At 66.3% G+C, this 18885-nt stretch carries 17 protein-coding genes; 14 read left to right on the forward strand and 3 right to left on the reverse strand.

Going from position 1 to position 18885, the window contains the following annotated elements:
* The first annotated feature begins 134 nt into the window (after window positions 1-134).
* The 9 genes from trxA (at window position 135) to DND132_RS01405 (ending at window position 11339) form a co-directional block, all read left to right on the forward strand.
* Window positions 135-455 (forward strand): thioredoxin, encoded by a 321-nt coding sequence (gene trxA / locus DND132_RS01365; protein ID WP_014320909.1) that lies wholly within the window; start codon window positions 135-137, stop codon window positions 453-455.
* Between the two features lie 3 nt (window positions 456-458).
* Window positions 459-1376, forward strand: coding sequence for a thioredoxin-disulfide reductase (gene trxB / locus DND132_RS01370; protein ID WP_014320910.1), 918 nt, complete (start codon window positions 459-461; stop codon window positions 1374-1376).
* A gap of 8 nt (window positions 1377-1384) precedes the next feature.
* On the forward strand, window positions 1385-2113 hold the full coding sequence (locus tag DND132_RS01375; RefSeq protein ID WP_014320911.1) for an outer membrane protein assembly factor BamD: 729 nt from the start codon (window positions 1385-1387) through the stop codon (window positions 2111-2113).
* A 34-nt stretch (window positions 2114-2147) separates the two neighbouring features.
* Window positions 2148-3011: a hypothetical protein gene (locus DND132_RS18410; RefSeq protein WP_014320912.1), complete on the forward strand. Its 864-nt coding sequence runs from the start codon at window positions 2148-2150 to the stop codon at window positions 3009-3011.
* A 2-nt stretch (window positions 3012-3013) separates the two neighbouring features.
* A complete protein-coding gene (fusA, locus tag DND132_RS01385) occupies window positions 3014-5065 on the forward strand; it encodes an elongation factor G (protein WP_014320913.1) in 2052 nt (683 codons plus the stop codon).
* Between the two features lie 12 nt (window positions 5066-5077).
* Entirely contained in the window at window positions 5078-5608 is a 531-nt protein-coding gene (locus tag DND132_RS01390) for a DUF2062 domain-containing protein (protein ID WP_148267032.1), read from the forward strand.
* A gap of 171 nt (window positions 5609-5779) precedes the next feature.
* A complete protein-coding gene (locus tag DND132_RS01395) occupies window positions 5780-7846 on the forward strand; it encodes a methyl-accepting chemotaxis protein (RefSeq protein WP_238528275.1) in 2067 nt (688 codons plus the stop codon).
* Window positions 7847-7987: 141 nt separating this feature from the next.
* Window positions 7988-10252 carry a chemotaxis protein CheA gene (locus DND132_RS01400; RefSeq protein ID WP_014320916.1) on the forward strand — a complete coding sequence of 755 codons (2265 nt, stop codon included), beginning with the start codon at window positions 7988-7990 and terminating at the stop codon, window positions 10250-10252.
* A 19-nt stretch (window positions 10253-10271) separates the two neighbouring features.
* Window positions 10272-11339 (forward strand): protein-glutamate methylesterase/protein-glutamine glutaminase, encoded by a 1068-nt coding sequence (locus DND132_RS01405; RefSeq protein WP_014320917.1) that lies wholly within the window; start codon window positions 10272-10274, stop codon window positions 11337-11339.
* 130 nt (window positions 11340-11469) lie between these two features.
* Here the strand turns inward: DND132_RS01405 and DND132_RS01410 are convergent, their stop codons facing one another.
* Window positions 11470-11802, reverse strand: a complete 333-nt coding sequence (locus DND132_RS01410) for a DUF190 domain-containing protein (RefSeq protein ID WP_014320918.1) — start codon at window positions 11800-11802, stop codon at window positions 11470-11472.
* 21 nt (window positions 11803-11823) lie between these two features.
* Entirely contained in the window at window positions 11824-12198 is a 375-nt protein-coding gene (gene crcB / locus DND132_RS01415) for a fluoride efflux transporter CrcB (RefSeq protein ID WP_041915875.1), read from the reverse strand.
* Between the two features lie 49 nt (window positions 12199-12247).
* Between crcB and DND132_RS01420 the strand changes: the two genes are divergently transcribed.
* The 4 genes from DND132_RS01420 (at window position 12248) to aat (ending at window position 16299) form a co-directional block, all read left to right on the forward strand.
* A complete protein-coding gene (locus DND132_RS01420) occupies window positions 12248-12844 on the forward strand; it encodes a class IV adenylate cyclase (RefSeq protein WP_014320920.1) in 597 nt (198 codons plus the stop codon).
* A gap of 80 nt (window positions 12845-12924) precedes the next feature.
* The gene (gene clpS / locus DND132_RS01425) at window positions 12925-13239 is read left to right on the forward strand and encodes an ATP-dependent Clp protease adapter ClpS (RefSeq protein WP_014320921.1); all 315 of its coding nucleotides are present in this window, start codon (window positions 12925-12927) and stop codon (window positions 13237-13239) included.
* Window positions 13240-13248: 9 nt separating this feature from the next.
* Complete coding sequence (clpA, locus tag DND132_RS01430; protein WP_081475880.1) at window positions 13249-15564, forward strand: ATP-dependent Clp protease ATP-binding subunit ClpA; 2316 nt, start codon at window positions 13249-13251, stop codon at window positions 15562-15564.
* A gap of 42 nt (window positions 15565-15606) precedes the next feature.
* Window positions 15607-16299 carry a leucyl/phenylalanyl-tRNA--protein transferase gene (gene aat / locus DND132_RS01435; protein ID WP_014320923.1) on the forward strand — a complete coding sequence of 231 codons (693 nt, stop codon included), beginning with the start codon at window positions 15607-15609 and terminating at the stop codon, window positions 16297-16299.
* 7 nt (window positions 16300-16306) lie between these two features.
* Here the strand turns inward: aat and DND132_RS01440 are convergent, their stop codons facing one another.
* Window positions 16307-16783, reverse strand: a complete 477-nt coding sequence (locus DND132_RS01440) for a hypothetical protein (protein ID WP_014320924.1) — start codon at window positions 16781-16783, stop codon at window positions 16307-16309.
* An 83-nt stretch (window positions 16784-16866) separates the two neighbouring features.
* Between DND132_RS01440 and uvrB the strand changes: the two genes are divergently transcribed.
* On the forward strand, window positions 16867-18870 hold the full coding sequence (gene uvrB / locus DND132_RS01445) for an excinuclease ABC subunit UvrB (protein ID WP_014320925.1): 2004 nt from the start codon (window positions 16867-16869) through the stop codon (window positions 18868-18870).
* Window positions 18871-18885: the final 15 nt, after the last annotated feature.

An 18885-nucleotide genomic window follows, 5' to 3' on the forward strand; every position in this document is an offset into this window, starting at 1 on the left:
CACTCCTTGACAGTTGGGTACATGCGGACCTATTTTAAATAAATTGCGAAAACAATTGCGGCATGGCGCCGCCCCGGCCCTGCCGGACCATGAAAATACGCTGGCCCCCGGCCGAGCAAAAAAAGGAGAACTTCATGGCGAACCAGATCACCGACGGTACTTTCGAGCAGGACGTTCTGCAAAGCGACATCCCGGTCCTCATCGACTTCTGGGCGCCTTGGTGCGGTCCCTGCCGCGCCATGGGTCCGGTCATCGACGAACTGGCCGAGGAGTTTGACGGCCAGGTCAAAATCGTCAAGATGAACGTTGACGAAAACTCCGCCACTCCCGGCAAATACGGCATCCGTGCCATTCCCACCCTGATCCTGTTCAAGGGCGGCGAAGTCCTCGACCAGTCCACCGGTGCCGTTTCCAAGAGCAGCATCAAGGAAATGATCACGAAAAAGGCGCTGTAATAGATGGAAACGTATGACGCCGTAGTCATAGGGGGCGGCCCGGCAGGAATGACGGCTGCCCTTTATCTTTTACGGGCCGGGGTGAAGACCGCCATGGTCGAGAAGCTGTCCCCGGGCGGACAGGTTTTGATGACTTCGGAGATCGAGAACTACCCCGGTTTCCCCAAGGGACTCCAGGGGTGGGAGCTGGCTGACAAGTTCGCCAACCATCTCGAGGATTATGACCTGCACCGGATCAACGACGAGGTCCGCTCCATCAAGGTGGGCGCGCCCTGGCACACCATCACGGTGGGCGACCAGGAGATCGGAGGCAAGGCCGTGGTCCTGGCCACCGGCTCCCGCTACCGCAAGCTCGGCGTGCCCGGCGAGGACCGTCTGATCGGGCGGGGCGTGTCCTATTGCGCCCTGTGCGACGGCAACTTCTTTCGCGGACGGAACGTGGCCGTCATCGGCGGCGGCAACTCCGCCCTTGAAGAGGCCCTGTACCTGTCGCGTCTGGTGAACAAGGTCTACCTCATCCACCGGCGCGAGGATTTCCGCGGCCAGGTCTGCTATCAGGACAAGTGCTTCACCAACCAGAAGATCGAGGTCATCCGCAAGACCGTGGTGGACGAGATCCTGGGCGAAAGCGACGTGGAGGCCCTGGCCCTGCGCAACGTCGAGAGCGGCGAGCAATCCCGCCTGGAACTCGACGGCGTCTTTATCTTCATCGGGTTCGAGCCGATCATCGACTTTGTGCCCGAGGACATCCGGACGGAGCGCAACGGGGTGATCACCGACGTGGAGATGCGCACCAACGTGCCGGGCATCTTCGCGGCCGGGGACATCCGGGCGAAGATGTGCCGTCAGGTGGCCTCCGCCGTGGGCGACGGGGCGACCGCCGCCACCGCCGCCTTTTCCTATCTTGAGCAACTGGACTAGGAGTCCCCATGCGTCGATTATTGGCCCCTGTCCTTATTGTCGTCCTCTTGTCCCTTGCGGGCTGCATGTGGATCGACAGTTATTTCCTGCCCCCGCCCGAGGATACGGCCCAGGAGCTGTACGAAGCGGGTGTGGCGGCCATGGACGAGAAGGACTACGGGGACGCCCAGGACTACTTCTCAAAGCTCAAGGACCGCTTCCCGTTCAGCCCGTACTCCCTCAAGGGTGAACTGGCCCTGGGTGACGCCTACTTCCTGGACGAGGATTACGTGCACGCCCTGGACGCGTACAAGGAGTTCGAGGCGCTGCACCCGAGCAACGAGAACATCCCCTACGTGCTCTACCAGATCGCCAACACAGACGTGTCCATGTTCCGGACCATCGACCGGCGGCAGGAGAACGTCAAGGAAGGGCTGGAGTACCTCTACCGCCTGGTGGAGACCTACCCCAAGTCGCAGTACGCCGAAGCGGCCAAGGAAATGATCCTCAAGAGCCGCCGCATCCTGGCGGAGCACGAGGTCTTCGTGGCCGACTTCTTCTGGCGCACGGAGCAGTACGGTCCGGCCTGGCACCGCTACCAGTACGTGGTGGAGAACTTTTCGGACATCCCCGATTTGCGCGACTACGCCATGAAGCGGGCCGAATACTCCTACTTCGAATATCAGAAGACCCTGTCCGAGGAAGAGCGGGAGCGCATCCAGGGGAGCTGGAAGCTCTGGCTCAAGCAGTGGCTCTAGGAGCCGCCCAACCCTTCAGCCGTCGACCGTTCCCATGCCTGAACCGGAATTGTCCCTTCCCGACCTGATTGGCGAGTCCCTGGTGGACGACGCCCTGTTCGCGCTCGCCTATGAGGCGTCCACGGACAACGGGCGCGCGTTGATGAAGACCTGCATCGCCCGGCTGTACGACTGGTACGGCCCGCGCAAGGACGCGGCCCGCGAGGTCGCGACCAGCTGGCGGGGCGGGTTCGACTCCATCCGCCGGACCGCGCCCGTGGACGTCGCCCTGGTCCTGTTCGACGGGGCCATGACCTCTCCGGCCCGGCTACTGGCCGGGCTGGTGCCCGCCATCGCCTGCGGCGTGCGCCGGGTCCTGGCCGTCCGCCTGGACGAGCGGGGTCCCTGGGCCCCCGGTCTGCTCACGGCCCTGGAACTGGCCGGGCAGGAACTGGTGGCCGATCTTGACCGCGCCGGGCTCGCAGGCCTGTTCGCCGAACTGGCGGCCGCCGGGGCGAGCGTGGCGGTCATCGACCTGGCCTCGGACCCGGCGTCCTGTCCCGAACGGGCCGGGCTGGCCGTGCACCGGCCGGTCTTCGGCCGCGGCGTCGCCGTGTTCCTGGAGGACGCGGAGACCTTCGATCTCGACGCCCTGGTCCGCACCCACCCAGACACCGCGTTCACCACCTTCGGGGCGGACGTCCCCCTGCCCGACGGCTTTACGCGCGGCGGGGCGGACTTCCCGGCCTTCCTGGACGCGGTCCGCGACGTGGCCTACGCCCCGACCGCACGCGCGGGCGAGACCCTGGGCCGCGCCCGGCTGGTCCTGGGCCCCGGCCAGGAGGGATGTTGGGTCTGGCCCGAACTGCAACCGGAATTTTTCCTTCACCACCGCACCGCCTGGACCATCGGAGACTGATCGTGAGCAAGAGCAACGCCCCTTCGGCGAAGGTTCTCGGCAACCTCCGCAATATCGGCATCATCGCGCACATCGATGCCGGAAAAACCACGTTGACCGAGAGAATCCTCTATTATTCCGGAAAGATTCACCGCATCGGCGAGGTCCATGAGGGCACGGCCACCATGGACTACATGCCCGAGGAACAGGAGCGCGGCATCACCATCACCTCGGCCGTGACCACCTGTCAGTGGGACCCGTGCATGATCAACATCATCGACACGCCGGGCCACGTGGACTTCACCATCGAGGTGGAGCGCTCCCTGCGCGTGCTCGACGGGGCCGTGGGCGTGTTCTGCGGGGTCAGCGGCGTGGAGCCGCAGTCCGAGACCGTCTGGCGGCAGTCCGAGTCCTATCACGTGCCCAAGCTCGCCTTCGTCAACAAGATGGACCGCCTGGGCGCGGACTTCGCGGCCGTGCTCGAATCCATGGTCCAGAAGCTTCGGGCCAACCCCGTGGCCATCCAGTACCCGGACGGCGAGGGCCAGGAATTTTCCGGCGTGTTCGACTTGGTGACCATGGAGCGGCTCCAGTTCGACCAGGCGACCAGCGGGGCCGAGTACTCGCGCACCCCGGTGAGCGGGGAGCAGGCCGAGATGCTCTCTCCCTGGCGCGAGAAGCTCATCGAGGCCGCGGCCGAGGAGGACGAGGAAATCCTCGACCTCTACCTGTCCGGCGAGGAGGTCCCGGCCGACAGGATTCACGCGGCCCTGCGCAAGGGCACCCTGGCCCGCCGGTTCGTGCCCGTGCTGGTCGGCTCGGCCCTCAAGAACGTCGGCGTGCAGCCGGTCCTGGACGCGGTCTGCCGCTACCTGCCGAGCCCCCTGGACGTGCCGCCCGCCACGGGCGTGGACCCGGTCACGCACACGAAGAAACATTTCGAGGTCTCCTCCAAGGAGCCCCTGTCCGCCCTGGTCTTCAAGGTGGCCATGGACTCCGGCCGCAAGCTGGCCATGATGCGCATCTATTCCGGGCGCATCGAGGCGGGCGGGACCGTGTACAACGTGACCCAGGACCAGGACGAGCGCGTGGCCCGGCTGTTTCGGCTGCACGCGGGCCGCAAGGAGAAGATCGACGCGGCCTTTGCGGGCGACATGGTGGCCGCTGCGGGCATGAAGTACGCCCGTACGGGCGACACCCTGTGCGACCGCTCCTCGCCGGTCCTCCTCGAACAGATCGCGGACTACAAGCCGGTCATCTCCCTGGCCATCGAGCCGCGCAACACCGAGGAGGGCGACAAGCTCGACGAGGTCCTGGAAAAATATCTCCTGGAGGACCCGACCCTGGACCTCAAGCACGACGAGGACACGGGCCAGATCATCCTGTCCGGCATGGGCGAGCTGCACCTGGAGGTCATCCTGGAGCGGCTCGGCCGCGAGTACGGCCTGACGCCGCGCGCGGGCAAGCCGCAGGTGGTCTACCAGGAGACCGTGGGCGCCAAGGGCGCGGGCAAGGGCGTGTTCAGCCGCGAGCTGGGCGAGGTCATGCATTTCGGTGCGGTGGAGCTGTCCGTGGAGCCGTTGCCCAGGGACAAGGAACGGAGCATCTCCTTCGAGGTGGACACCGAGGCCTGGCCCGCCGCCTGGCTGGAGGCCGTGGAGGACGGCATCACCGACGGGTTGCAGAGCGGCGTGATCCGGGGCTACCCGGTGCAGAACGTGCGCGTGCGGGTGCTCGGCCTTGAACGGCGGGAGGGCGAGTCCAGCCCGGTGGGCTACCGCATGGCCTCGGCCATGGCCCTGAAGGACGCCCTGGCCAACGCCGATCCCAAGCTCATGGAGCCGATTATGTGGGTGGAGATCTCCGTGCCCGAGGAGTTCGTCGGCGACGTGGTCGGCCTGCTCGGCTCCAAGGGGGCCAAGATCGAGAATATGATCGACCGGCACGGGCTCAAGATCGTCCAGGGACTGGCCCCGCTGGCCAGCCTGTTCGGCTTTTCCACGGACCTGCGCTCGGCCACCCAGGGCCGCGCCGGGTTCATGATGAAGTTTTCACGTTTTGACGTCCTGGAGTAGCTGTTGACCCAGATGATTTCCCGCCGGACGCCCCCGGAAAAGCCGTCGAAACGGTCCTTCCGGGAATGGTGGAGGGGCAGCAAGCGCTGGATGCGGTACTGGTACCTGCGTCTCATGCGCCAGAACTCGTCGCCCAAGAACCTGGCCGCGGCCTGCGCGTTGGGCATGTTCATCGGCGCGCTGCCCATCATCCCGTTCCAGTCCGTGGTGGTCATCGCCCTGGCCTTCGTCCTGCGGGTCAACAAGCTGGCCGCGTGGCTGGCCACCTGTTACTCCAACGCGGCCACCATGGTCCCGTTCTACTACTTCCTCTTCCAGGTGGGCCAGGCGGTCACGCCCTTCCACGACGTGGCCTTCGACCCGGACAAGCTGCGCATGGTGGACATGATCCACGCGGGCTGGCAGGTCTTCGGGGTCATGTTCGCGGGCGGCCTGGCCTTCGGCATCCCGGCCACCATCGTGACCTATTTCTTCTCCCTGTACGCCATCCGCCGCTACCGCAGGCGGCGGGCCGTGCGCATCCTGCGCAAGCGCGAGGGATAGCCGCCCCGGTCCCCGCGCCTTCCGTCCCCGGCCGCCCCGGCCGGACGCGATCCGTTTTTCCCGGCCAATAATTGCCAATATCCCGAAGAGAGGATAGTGGTGATCCGGTATACGCCTTTCCCTCTGCCGTTCACCTCAGCGCATGGAGCCATTTGCATGCCGGTACGTCCCATGACGAAGATGATCCTGTTGGGCCTGGCCCTGTGCAGCCTGTTCGCCCTGGCCGCCACCCGAGAGGGGTGGTCGTATTACGGCCTGGCGGCGGGTGGTGCGCTGCTCGTCTGTCTTGCCGTCGGCGCCGCGTTGGAGAGGGCCGAGGCCCGGCTTCGGGCGGCCCTGGACCGGCTGGTCCGGGGCGGCGAGTTGCCCGAGGAGGACCGGGGCCTGCTCTGCGGAGCGCTGCTCCCGCTGGCCGGGGGGCTGGCCGCGCAACGCGAGGAGGCGGCCGCCGCCGAACGGGCCTTTCGGGCCCAGGGCAGCCCGGCCCTGATGTGCGACGCCAAGGGGCGCATCCGTCTGGTCACCGGGTCCCTGCTGGCCATCCTGCGCAAGGCCGAGGAACAGGTGGTCGGCCGGACCGTGAGCCAGGCCCTGTACGACCGAGACGGGGTTTCGGTGACGGAAAAGGCCCTGCGGACCATGAAGCCCGTGGCCGAGACCCTGGACCTCAAATTGTGGGACGGGCGGATCGTGCCGGTGCAGCTTTCCGTGAATTTCGTCCTGGACGGGGCGGGTACGGCCATGGGGGCCGTGGCCTCCTTCCTGGACCTGTCCGAGCAGATGGGCCGCCGGCGGGAGCTGGAGGAGCAGCGCGGACGCATGAGGCAGGCGGGCGAGCGCATCAGCGACCTGGCCGAGCACGTGGCCTCGGCCACGGAACTGCTTTCGGCCTCGGCCGACGAACAGGCCCAGGGCGCGCAGAAGCAGCGCCGTCAGACCGCCTCGGTGGCCACGGCCATGGAGGAGATGACCGGCACGGTGCTGGAGGTGGCCCGCAACGCCACGGCGACCAGCGAGGCCGCGGACGAGGCCAACACCTCGGCCGCCGAGGGCGCGGCCATGGTCAACGACGCGGTGTCGGCCATCAACCAGGTGGCCGAGTCGGCCCGCCAGCTGGGCCGGGAGATCGGTGAACTGGATTCCCAGGCCGGGGCCATCGGCCGGATCATCAACGTCATCAACGACATCGCGGACCAGACCAACCTGCTGGCCCTGAACGCTGCCATTGAGGCGGCCCGTGCGGGCGACGCGGGCAGGGGGTTCGCGGTGGTGGCCGACGAGGTGCGCAAGCTGGCCGAGAAGACCGTGGACGCCACCAAGGAGGTGGAGAAGGCCATCATCGCCATACAGGCGCGCTCCAAGGAGGCCACCAGTTCCATGCAGGCCACGGCGGCCAGGGTGGAGGAGAGCACGGCCCTGTCCAACCGCGCGGGCGAGTCCCTGCAACGGATCATGGACAACATCCGCGACATGGTCGCGCGGGTGGCCCAGATCGCCACAGCCGCCGAGGAGCAATCCTCGGCCGCCGAGGAGATCATGCGCAGCGTGGAGGACATCGCCTCCATCGCCGAGGACGCGGACGAGGCCGCCGGACAGGCCGCCGGGGCCACCCGGGACATGGCCGAACTGGCCCGGGAACTGCTCGGCGTGTCCAGGGAGTTCGGCAGCGACGAGACCGGGGCGGGCGGCAGGCTGCGCCGCTCCGAGGGAGAGATGAAGGGCGTCCTGCCCAAGCTGGCCCAGGAGTACGTGCGCAAGACCTTCGGCCAGGCGGTCTACGATGCCATGCAGGAGGAGATGGGCAATCCGGTCTTCCTGCCCGGCGACAGCTACCCGGACCAGGCCCTGCTTCAGATGGCCGAGATTGCGGCGGGGAGCGCGGGCGTCGAGGTCCGGGAGTTCTTCATCGGCCTGGGGAAGTACACGGTGGGCCGCTTCAACGAGCTCTATCCCGGCTATTTCAAGAAGGACTCGCTCAAGGACTTCTACCTGCGCATGAACGACGTCCACGCCCAGCTGACCAAGGCCCAGCCGGGCATCAAACCGCCCACCTTCACCTACGAGGACAAGGGCGACGTCCTGTTCATGAACTACCGTTCGAGCCGGGGGCTGTTCGACTACTTCGAGGGCATCCTGCTCGGCGCGGCTGACTTCAAGGGCGAGCGGGCCGAGATCGTCGTGAAGCCCTTTGACGGCCAGTCGGCCCGCGCCGAGATCCGATTCCTCGGTCCCCGCTAGGCCGCCCCCTCGTTTCGGAAAAGATTATAATGGTCTATTCCGCACTTTCCGGTTGATATACTGTCAGTACGCCGCAAGTGGCCAACCTGTCCGGTGCACGCTCGTGAAGGCACGGGAATCTGACGTGAGGAGAGTGGCGGAATGTCCGGAGACGACCTGAACAGGCAGATATTCAAGGAGGAAGCCTACGACCTCCTGATCGAACTCGAGGGCGCCCTGCTCGAACTCGAGGAAGCTCCCGACGATATGGATCTGGTCAACCAGATATTTCGGGCCCTGCATACCATCAAGGGGTCCGGTTCCATGTTCGGGTTCGAGGAGATCGCCGCTTTCACCCACGAGGTGGAGACGGTCTTCGACATGGTCCGCAACGGCGACGTCCAGGCCACCCCGGTCCTGTGCAGCCTGGCTCTGCGCTCCCGCGACCAGATCCGGGCCATGCTCGAAGCCGAGGACGACGAGCCCGTGGCCCCGGAGGCCATGCGGGACATCCTCGACGGGTTGCGCGCCTTTGTCGAGGGGCTCGACGAGGCGGCCCCCGGCGAGGCGGCCGAACCCGCGCCCGAGTCCGTTGCCGAGGAACCGGCCGAACCCGAGGCCGAATCCGCAACCGACGACGCGTCCAACGCCACCCTGCATCGCTATGCCGTGACCCTCCGTCCCCTGGGCGGCGAGGTGGACGCCGAGGCGGTGGAGGCATTTTTCGAGGAACTGGAGCGGCTCGGGACCCTCAAGGTCGAGTCGGGCCACCGGGACACCGGCCACGGCTGGGAACTCTCCCTGGAGAGCGAGGCCGCCTGCGACGATGTCCAGGACGTGTTCTTCTTTTTGGACGCGAACCTCAAGGTCGAGGTCCGGGAGCTGGACGAAACCCCTGAACCGGCCTCCGTTGCGACCCCCGAACCGACCTCCGAATCTGTTTCCGAACCCGTTTCCGAACCGGACGAGGGGGCGGCCGAGTCCGCTCCGTCCGGCAAGCACAGGCCCGCCGCCCCGGTGGCCAGCTTCGTGGACGAGGAAGAGGAGTCCGTGCGCATCCCCATGATCGGCGAGATGCTCGTGGAGAGCGGGGACCTGACCTATGCGGACGTGGCCGAGGCCCTGACCTCCCAGAAGGGCGGGGTGGACAAGCCGTTGGGCCAGATCCTGACCGAGTCGGGCAAGGTCCCGGCGGACAAGGTGGACAACGCGGTCCGGCGGCAGGGCGAGGCCCGCGAGCAGGTGGCCGGGAAGAAGCGCCAGGAGGCCCTGAGCAGCATCCGGGTGGCGGCGGACAAGCTCGACTACCTGGTGGACCTGGTGGGCGAACTGGTCATCGTCCAGGCGCAGATCACCCAGGTGGTCAGCGAGAGGCACGACGCGGCCCTGACCCTTCTGGCCGAGGAGCTGGAGCGCTTGAGCGACGAGTTGCGCGACTCCACGCTGGGCATCCGCATGCTGCCCATCGGCACCTCCTTCAGCAAGTTCCGGCGGCTGGTGCGCGACCTTTCGGGCGACCTGGGCAAGCAGATCACCCTGTCCACCAGCGGCGCCGAGACCGAGCTGGACAAAACGGTCATCGAGCGGCTGGGCGACCCCCTGGTCCACCTGCTGCGCAACTCCATCGACCACGGCATCGAGCTGCCCCAGGAGCGGGTGGCCAAGGGCAAGCCCCCGCAGGGCAACATCATGCTCTCGGCCGAACACTCGGGCGGCGAGGTGCTCATTCGCATCACCGACGACGGCAAGGGCATGTCCAGCGAGATGATCCGCGAGAAGGGCATCGAGCGGGGGCTGATCTCCAAGGACGCCGAACTGACCGAGAAGGAGCTGCTCAAGCTCATCTTCGAGCCCGGTTTCTCCACGGCCAAGGTGGTGACCAGCGTGTCCGGCCGGGGCGTGGGCATGGACGTGGTCAAGCGCGCCATCGACTCCCTGCGCGGGACCATCGACATCGACTCCAAGCCCAACGCGGGCACGACCATCACCATCCGGCTGCCCCTGACCCTGGCCATCATCGACGGGCTCCAGGTCCGGGTGGAGAACGAATTCTACGTCATCCCCCTGTCCCTGGTGGAGGAGTGCGTGGAGCTGTCCCGCGCCGAGGTGGAGGAGTCCGGCTCCGGGCAGCGCATCCTGCACCTGCGCGGCGAGATCGTGCCGTACATCCACATCCGCGAGTGGTTCGACATCGAGGGCGAGAACCCGCCCATCGAGCAGATCGTCATCACCGGCGTGGAGGGAAGCCGCGTCGGCATCGTGGTGGATACGGTCATCGGCGAGCACCAGACGGTCATCAAGAGCCTGGGCCGCGTGTACAAGGACGTGGAGGGCATCTCCGGAGCGACCATCAAGGGCGACGGGTCCATTGCGTTGATCCTGGACGTGCCCGGCCTGATCCGTCGGGTGATTGCCGAATCCAGATAGTATTTCCGAGAGGTTATCCATGCGAAAGATTCGAGTTCTCATTGTCGATGATTCCGCGGTCGTCCGGCAGACGCTCGAGGACATCCTGTCGTCCGACCCCCAGATCGAGATCATGGGCACGGCCGTGGACCCTTACGCGGCCGCCGAGCGGCTCAAGAAGGAGGTCCCGGACGTCATCACCCTGGACATCGAGATGCCGCGCATGGACGGGCTGACCTTTTTGCGCAAGATCATGCAGCAGCGGCCCATTCCGGTGGTCATCTGCTCCTCCGTGGCCGGGGAGGGCACCTCCAACGCGGTCAAGGCCCTGGAATACGGGGCCGTGGAGATCATCACCAAGCCCAAGGTGGGGACCAAGAAGTTTCTCGAGGAGTCGAAGATCCGGCTCATCGACAAGGTCAAGGCGGCGGCCCTGGCCGGGGCCCGGCCCGTGCGCCCGGCGGCCCCGCCGGTCCAGGTCAAGCCCAAGCTCAGCGCGGACGCGGTCATCGCCAAGGGCAAGCCCGTGGCCATGTCCCCAACGGAGAAGGTCTGCCTGGTGGGCGCGTCAACGGGCGGCACCGAGGCGCTGCGCGTCTTTCTCGAGGCCCAGCCCGAGAACTGCCCGCCCATCGCCATCGTCCAGCACATGCCCGAGCACTTCACGGCGGCGTTCGCCAACCGGCTCAACGGCATCTGCCGGATCACGGTCAAGGAGGCGGCGGACGGCGACGCCATGATGCGCGGCCTGGCCCTGATCGCGCCGGGCGACAAGCACCTGCTCCTCAAGCGCACGGGCAACAAGTATTACGTGGAGGTCAAGGAGGGTCCCTTGGTCTCGCGGCACCGGCCCTCGGTGGACGTGCTCTTCCGCTCGGGGGCGCGGTACGGCGGGGCCAACGTGGTGGCCGCCATCATGACCGGCATGGGCGACGACGGGGCCAAGGGCATGAAGGAGCTCAAGGACGCCGGGGCGTACACCATCGCCCAGGACGAGGCCAGCTGCGTGGTCTTCGGCATGCCCCAGGAGGCCATCAAGGAAGGCGGCGTGGACAAGGTCCTGTCCCTGGAAAAGATCGCGCCGGAGATTGTTCGAGCCTGCGGCTGAAGCCGCGGGGAAGGGATGGGTCTTGCGGATGGGCCCCTGCGGGAGGATTTCCGCAGGGGTCTTTTTGTCGCGTTTCGCCGGACCCCGCGGGGGGCGTCCGGGACAGGGGAGCAGGGCGCCTCCGGCCCCCCTAGCTGTGGCGGTAGGCGATGACGTCCACCTCTTCGCGGGTGACCATGCCTTCCCTGAGCATGCCGTCGAGCTGGTCGAGCAGGGGCTTGAGCTTGTCCGGGTGGTCCACCACCTCCACGACCACGGGCAGGTCTTCGGACAGGCGCAGGATCTTGCTGGTGTGGATCAGGGAGTTGGCCCCGAAGCCCATCAGCCCCCGGTAGACCGTGGCCCCGGCCAGGCCCAGTTCGCGGGCCCGGCGGACGATGGCGTCGGCCAGGGGCTGGCCGTCGAACTTGTCGTCCTCGCCGATGTAGATTCTGATGCGTTCCGCCTTTTCGAGCAGTTTCATGGCGTTCCCCCGAATGGTTGGTTAGAGCAGGCGGCCCAGGGCGATGCCGGTCAGGACCAGGGCCAGCCCGGCCACGGACTGGCCGACCACGTTGACCAGGGCCATGGCCATCTGCGCGGACTTGACCAGGTTCGCGGTCTCGAACATGTAGGTGGAGAAGGTGGTGAAGGCGCCCATGAACCCGGTCAGGACCAGGAGCCGGACCTCGCTGCCGGGCAGCAGACGGTTCTCGAAGAACCCCCAGACCGCGCCGAAGAGCAGGCAGCCGGCCATGTTCACGGCGAAGGTGCCCGCCGGAAAGGAGCCGCCCGCCATGCGCTGGGCCACGCCGGACAGGAAATAGCGCGACAGGGTCCCGGCGGCCCCGCCCAGAGAAAGATAGAGAATTTTGGTCAGCATTTCGATATCCTTGGCCGAGGTATACCAACACAAGGAGAGAAAGCCAATGGCGCTGGAGTGCGAATTGAAATATCCGGAGGCCGACCTGGCCGCCCTGGCCGACCGGCTGCGCGCGGCCGGGGCCGGGACCTCGGGCCGCTACTTCGAGGCCAACACGGTCTACGACCGGCCCGACCGCTCCCTGAAGCGGGAGGGCGTCCTGCTCCGATTGCGCGAGCGCCAGGGGCAGGGGGTGCTCACGGTCAAGCGGCCGCCCGCGAACCCGGTGCCGTCGGCGCTCAAGGTCTTCGAGGAGATCGAGACCGGGGTGGACGATCCCTCGGCCCTGGCCCAGGCCCTGGAGGCCGTTGGCTTTGTCCCGGCCTTCCGCTACGAGAAGGTCCGCGAGAAGTGGCGCTACATGGGTTGCGTGGTCTGCCTGGACCATCTGCCCTTCGGGGATTTCGCGGAGATCGAGGGGGAAGAGGCCTCGGTCCCGGCCTGCGCCGCCGCTCTGGGCCTGGACCCGAACCGGACCACCAAGGCCACCTACCACGGCCTGAACCTGGAGTACCGGCTTGCGAAGGGGCTGGAACCGGACGAGAATTTCGTCTTCGAGCCGGGCGAACGCGCGGCCCTGCTGGACGAAATTGAGAATCTTTGACCGTCCGCCCTCGACAGCCGGGTAAAACGAATTTATATTGGGAGCCAGGAAATACAAAGGATTGGTGGAGTCGAACCGTTATGAGCGACCCTTTTACCGGGGACCGGTCCGATTCGGAACTTCTTGGTCAACACGAGGTCAAGGAGCCGAAGAAGTACAAGGTCCTGCTGCATAATGACGATTATACGACCATGGATTTCGTGGTCGAGATTCTGGTGCGCGTCTTTCACCGGACCGAGGCGCAGGCGACGGCCATCATGCTCTCCGTGCATAACCAGGGGTACGGGGTGTGCGGCGTGTATACCGCCGAGGTGGCCGAAACCAAGGTGGACCTGGTGCACCGGCTGGCCAAGAGCGCGGGCTTTCCGCTCAAGTGCAGCATGGAAGGTGAATAGAATATGACGATGCTGAGCAAGGAACTGGAAAGTGCGTTGACCTCCGCGGTCAACGAGGTGAAGCGTCGGAACCACGAGTTCCTGACGCTCGAACACCTGCTGTACGCCATCTCCATCGGAGAGCAGGGCGAGGAGATCCTCGAGGCCTGCGGCGCGGAGATGGAACGGCTCAGGGACCAGCTCGGGCGATTCTTCGTGGAGAACATGGAGTCCCTGCCCGAGGGAACCGAATCCGAGGTCATCCAGACGCTCGGCGTGCGCCGCGTGTTGCAGCGCGCCGTGTGGCAGAAGAAGGCCTCGGGCAAGACCACCGTGGAGGTGGGCGACGTTCTGGCGGCCATGTTCGACGAGGAGGATTCCTACGCGGTCTACTTCCTGCGCACCCACGACGTCTCCCGGCTCGACATCCTGGAGTTCATTTCCCACGGCATGTCCATGAGCGAGGACTGGAACGACATGGGCGACGACCAGCCGTCCAAGGCCGATCCCCTGGAGGGCCGTCCCGGCGAGAAGAAGAGCCCGCTAAAGGAGTTCACGGTCAACCTGACCGACCGGGCCTCCCACGGCCTCATCGACCCGCTCATCGGCCGGACCCAGGAGCTGGAGCGGACCATCCAGGTCCTGTCCCGGCGGCGCAAGAACAACCCCATCTTCGTGGGCGATCCCGGCGTGGGCAAGACCGCCATGGCCGAGGGGCTGGCCCTGATGATCGTCGAGGGCAAGGTGCCCAAGGAGTTCATCAACGCCGAGGTCTACAGCCTGGACATGGGCTCGCTGCTCGCGGGCACCAAGTACCGGGGCGACTTCGAGGCGCGGCTCAAGGGGGTTCTGGCCGAACTCAAGCAGAACCGCGACGCCATCCTGTTCGTGGACGAGATCCACACCATCGTGGGCGCGGGCTCGGTCTCGGGCGGGTCCATGGACGCCTCCAACATCCTCAAGCCCCTGTTGCAGTCGGGCGAGATCCGCTGCATCGGCTCGACCACCTTCGAGGAGTACAAGAACCATTTCGAGAAGGACCGCGCCCTGTCGCGTCGGTTCCAGAAGATCGAGATCGCCGAGCCCACCGTTGAGGAGACCATCGCCATCCTCAAGGGCCTGCAGTCCCACTACGAGCAGTTCCACGGGGTCAACTACACCCACTTCGCCCTCAAGGCGGCGGCGGAACTGTCCGAGCGGCACATCACCGACCGCTACCTGCCGGACAAGGCCATCGACGTCATGGACGAGGTCGGCGCGCTGTACAAGCTGTCCGGCCGTCCGCGCAAGGGCGACCGCATCAAGGTGGCCGACGTGGAGAAGGTCGTGGCCCGCATGGCCCGCATCCCGGCCCGGCGGCTGACCATGTCCGACCGCGAGCGGCTCAAGAGCCTGGAAAGCGACCTCAAGGCCGTGGTTTTCGGCCAGGACGAGGCCGTGGCCGCCCTGGCCAAGTCCATCAAGCGCTCCCGCGCGGGCATGCGCCAGGCGGGCCGCCCCGTGGGCAGCTTCCTGCTGACCGGTCCCACCGGCGTGGGCAAGACCGAGCTGGCCCGCCAGCTGGCCAAGGTCCTGGGCATCGGCTTTCTGCGCTTCGACATGTCCGAGTACATGGAAAAGCACGCCGTGGCCCGGCTCATCGGCGCCCCTCCGGGCTACGTGGGCTTCGACCAGGGCGGGCTACTGACCGAGGGCGTGCGCAAGAAGCCGCACTGCGTGGTCCTGTTCGACGAGATCGAGAAGGCCCACCCCGACGTCTTCAACATCCTGCTCCAGGTCATGGACTACGCCACCCTGACCGACAACAACGGGCGCAAGGCGGACTTCAGGCACGTCATCCTGCTGATGACCTCCAACGCGGGGGCGCGGGAGATGTCCAAGGGCGCCATCGGCTTCAAGCGCGACGAGAATTCCGACCGCCAGGGCGAGGCCATGAAGGCGCTGGAAAAGCTCTTCAGCCCCGAGTTCCGCAACCGACTGGACGCCACCGTGACCTTCCACTCCCTGGAACAGCCGGTCATGGAGCAGATCGTGGACAAGTTCATGAAGGAGCTCAACGACCAGCTCCAGGACCGCCGCGTGGTGGTCGTCCTGACCGACAAGGCCCGGGCGCGCCTGGCCGAGCTCGGCCACGACGCGACCATGGGCGCGCGGCCCATGGGCCGGGTCATCCAGACCGAGATCAAGGACGTCATCGCGGACGAATTGCTCTTCGGCTCCCTGACCAAGGGCGGCGTGGTCACCGTGGACGCGGCGGCCAAGAGGAAGCGGTCCGGCAAGAAGCCGGTCAGCGGCGAGTCCGGGGAGTTCACCTTCTCCTTCGACGACGTCGGACCCAAGCAATAGCGAACACCGGGGCGGCTTCGGCCGCCCCGTTCCTTACCGCCCATGACCATCTACCGCCTGTTCGACGAACCCGTGTTCCCCGACCCGGAAGAGGCCGATCCGGACGGACTGCTCGCCGTGGGCGGCGACCTGTCTCCCCAGCGGCTGCTGAACGCCTACGCCGGCGGCATCTTCCCGTGGTACGCGGAGAACTCCCCGATCCTGTGGTGGTCCACCAACCCGAGGCTGGCCCTGCGGCCCGAGGAGCTGCACGTGCCGCGCAGCCTGCGCCGGGTGCTCAACAGGGGGACCTTCACCTTCACCCTGGACACCCGCTTCGAGGCGGTCATCCGGCGCTGCGCCTGTTCGCCGCGCCCGGAGCAGGAGGGCACCTGGATCGTGGACGAGATGATCGAGGCCTACATCCTGTTGCACCGGCTGGGCTACGCCCACAGCGTGGAGGCGTGGCAGGGCGACGACCTGGTGGGCGGGCTGTACGGCGTGTCGCTGGGCTCGATCTTCTACGGCGAGTCCATGTTTCACAACGTGCCGGACGCCTCCAAGGCGGCCTTCGCCGTGTTCGTGGAACAGCTCCGGAAGTGGGGGTTCACCCTGATCGACTGCCAGCAGACCACGCACCATCTCCTGCGCTTCGGCGCGCGGGAGTTGCAGCGGTTCCGCTTCATGGCCATGCTGCGCGAAGGGCTGAACGCGCCCACCCGCGAGGGGGTCTGGCGGTTCGACGAGCAGGCGTGAGCCGGGCTTAGTCCTCGTCGGCCAGGGGCAGGTGGCGGCTCAGGTCGAAGTACCCCTTGAGGGGGAAGTCGAGGGAATAGCTCGGGATTTTCTCGAACTCGATGAACCCGGCGTCCTTGCCCGGCTGAATCTCGGTGAACCCGGCCAGCCCGGTCGGGACCGGGAAGGTCAGCGGGTTGGACCGGATGGCCGTAAGCCTTGTGGAATACTGTTGTTTCAGGTAATTGACGATGAGATCGCGCTCGTCGGCCGTGAAGGATTCCAGGACGACCTTGCGGCTCTCCGGGGAGCCGTTTCCCGGGGCGGCATCGTGCTCCATCAGGTCGCCGAGGCCGGGGTCCGACTCCTCGCCGGCACCCCAGCGGGCGCGGAACAGGTGGACCTCGACGTCGCGCCGCCCCTTGAAGCTTCTGATGACCATGGACAGGGAGTAGGCCCGCTCGCAGGGCAGGGGGGAAGCGGGAGTGGTGATGGTGATATCCATAGCGCTGACTCCGGATCGCGGTTGCAGGGTTTTATTGATACTTACGTGTTTTAACGGGCCAGCTCAAGCCCGGGTGCCGAAGAATGCCGGATTTCGAACTCGTCAGCGAATATACCCTCAAGGGCGACCAGCCCCAGGCCGTGGCCGAACTCGTGGCCGGGCTGGGCGCGGGCGTCCGGGACCAGGTCCTGCTCGGGGCCACGGGCACGGGCAAGACCTTCACCATGGCCAACGTGGTGGCCACGCTCAACCGTCCGGCCCTGGTCCTGGCCCCGAACAAGACCCTGGCCGCCCAGCTCTACACCGAGTTCCGGGGCCTCTTTCCGCACAATGCGGTTGAATATTTCGTCAGTTATTACGACTATTACCAGCCGGAAGCCTACCTGCCGCACTCGGACGTGTACATCGAGAAGGACTCGTCCATCAACGACGACATCGACAAGTTGCGCCATGCGGCCACCCACGCGCTGTTGACGCGTAAGGACGTGCTCATCGTGGCCTCGGTCTCCTGCATCTACGGTCTGGGCTCGCCCGACTTCTACGCCAAGATGGTCATCCCGGTGGAGGAAGGCCAGACTATGGCCATGGAGTCCCTGCTCGGGCGGCTGGTGGAGATCCACTACGAGCGCAACGACTACGACTTCCACCGGGGCACCTTTCGCGTGCGCGGCGACGTGGTCGAGATCATCCCGGCCTACAGCCGCGAGAAGGCCCTGCGCATCGAGTTCTTCGGCGACGAAATCGACTCCATCTCCGAGACCGACCCGCTGACCGGCGAGGTCAAGGACCGGCTGCGCAAGACGGTCATCTATCCCGGCTCGCACTTCGTGTCCGACCGCGACAACCTGGACCGGGCCATGCACGACATCCGCGACGAGCTCCAGTCCCGGCTGGCCTACCTCAAGCGCGGCAACAAGCTGGTCGAGGCCCAGCGGCTGGAGCAGCGCACCCAATACGACCTGGAGACCATCGAGGAGCTGGGCTACTGCAACGGCATCGAGAACTACTCGCGCCACCTGGACGGCCGGGTGGAGGGCCAGCCGCCCGCGACCCTGCTCGACTATTTCCCGGACGACTTCATCCTCTTCGTGGACGAATCGCACATCGCCCTGCCCCAGGTGGGCGGCATGTACCGGGGCGACCGCTCGCGCAAGACCACCCTGGTGGACTTCGGCTTCCGCCTGCCCTCGGCCCTGGACAACCGGCCGCTCAACTACGAGGAGTTTCAGGAGCGCATCCACCAGGCGGTCTACGTCTCGGCCACCCCCGGCCCGCTGGAGCTGGACCTGGCCCAGGGCGTGGTGGTGGAGCAGATCATCCGGCCCACCGGGCTGCTCGACCCGCAGATCGAGGTGCGGAAAACGCAGGGACAGATTGACGATTTGCTGGCGGAGTGTAAGAAAAGGCAATCGAGGGACGAGCGGGTCCTGGTGACCACGCTGACCAAGCGCATGGCCGAGGACCTGAACGACTATCTGAACCAGATGGGCGTGCAATCCCGGTACCTGCACTCGGACATCGACACCCTGGAGCGCATGGCCATCATCCAGGCGCTCCGGGAAGGCGAGTTCTTCGTCCTGGTGGGCATCAACCTCCTGCGCGAGGGGTTGGACATCCCCGAGGTCTCCCTGGTGGCCATCCTGGACGGCGACAAGGAGGGGTTCCTGCGCTCCACGCGATCCCTCGTCCAGACCTTCGGGCGGGCCGCCCGGAACGCCGACGGACGGGTTATCCTGTACGCGGACAAGGTCACGGACTCCATGGCCGAGGCCATGGGCGAGACCGAGCGCAGGCGGGAGAAGCAGGAGGCGTACAACCGGGAGCACGGCATCACGCCGACGACCATCCGCAAGAAGGTGGACAATCTCTTCGGCGATCTCGGGGGGCATGGCGACCACGGGGGGACCGTGGCTCCGGCCGCCGAGGACGGGGTGGACTACGGCGCGGACCAGAAGACCCTGAACAAGACCGTCAAGCGTCTGGAACGGGAGATGCGCGAGGCCGCCAAGGAACTGGAATTCGAACGGGCCGCGGAACTTCGGGACCGCATCGCCCGCATCCGCGAACGCATGCTGGAGTTGGGGTAAGGGATGAAAGGCAAT

Source organism: Pseudodesulfovibrio mercurii, from assembly GCF_000189295.2.
Classification (GTDB): Bacteria; Desulfobacterota; Desulfovibrionia; order Desulfovibrionales; family Desulfovibrionaceae; genus Pseudodesulfovibrio; species Pseudodesulfovibrio mercurii.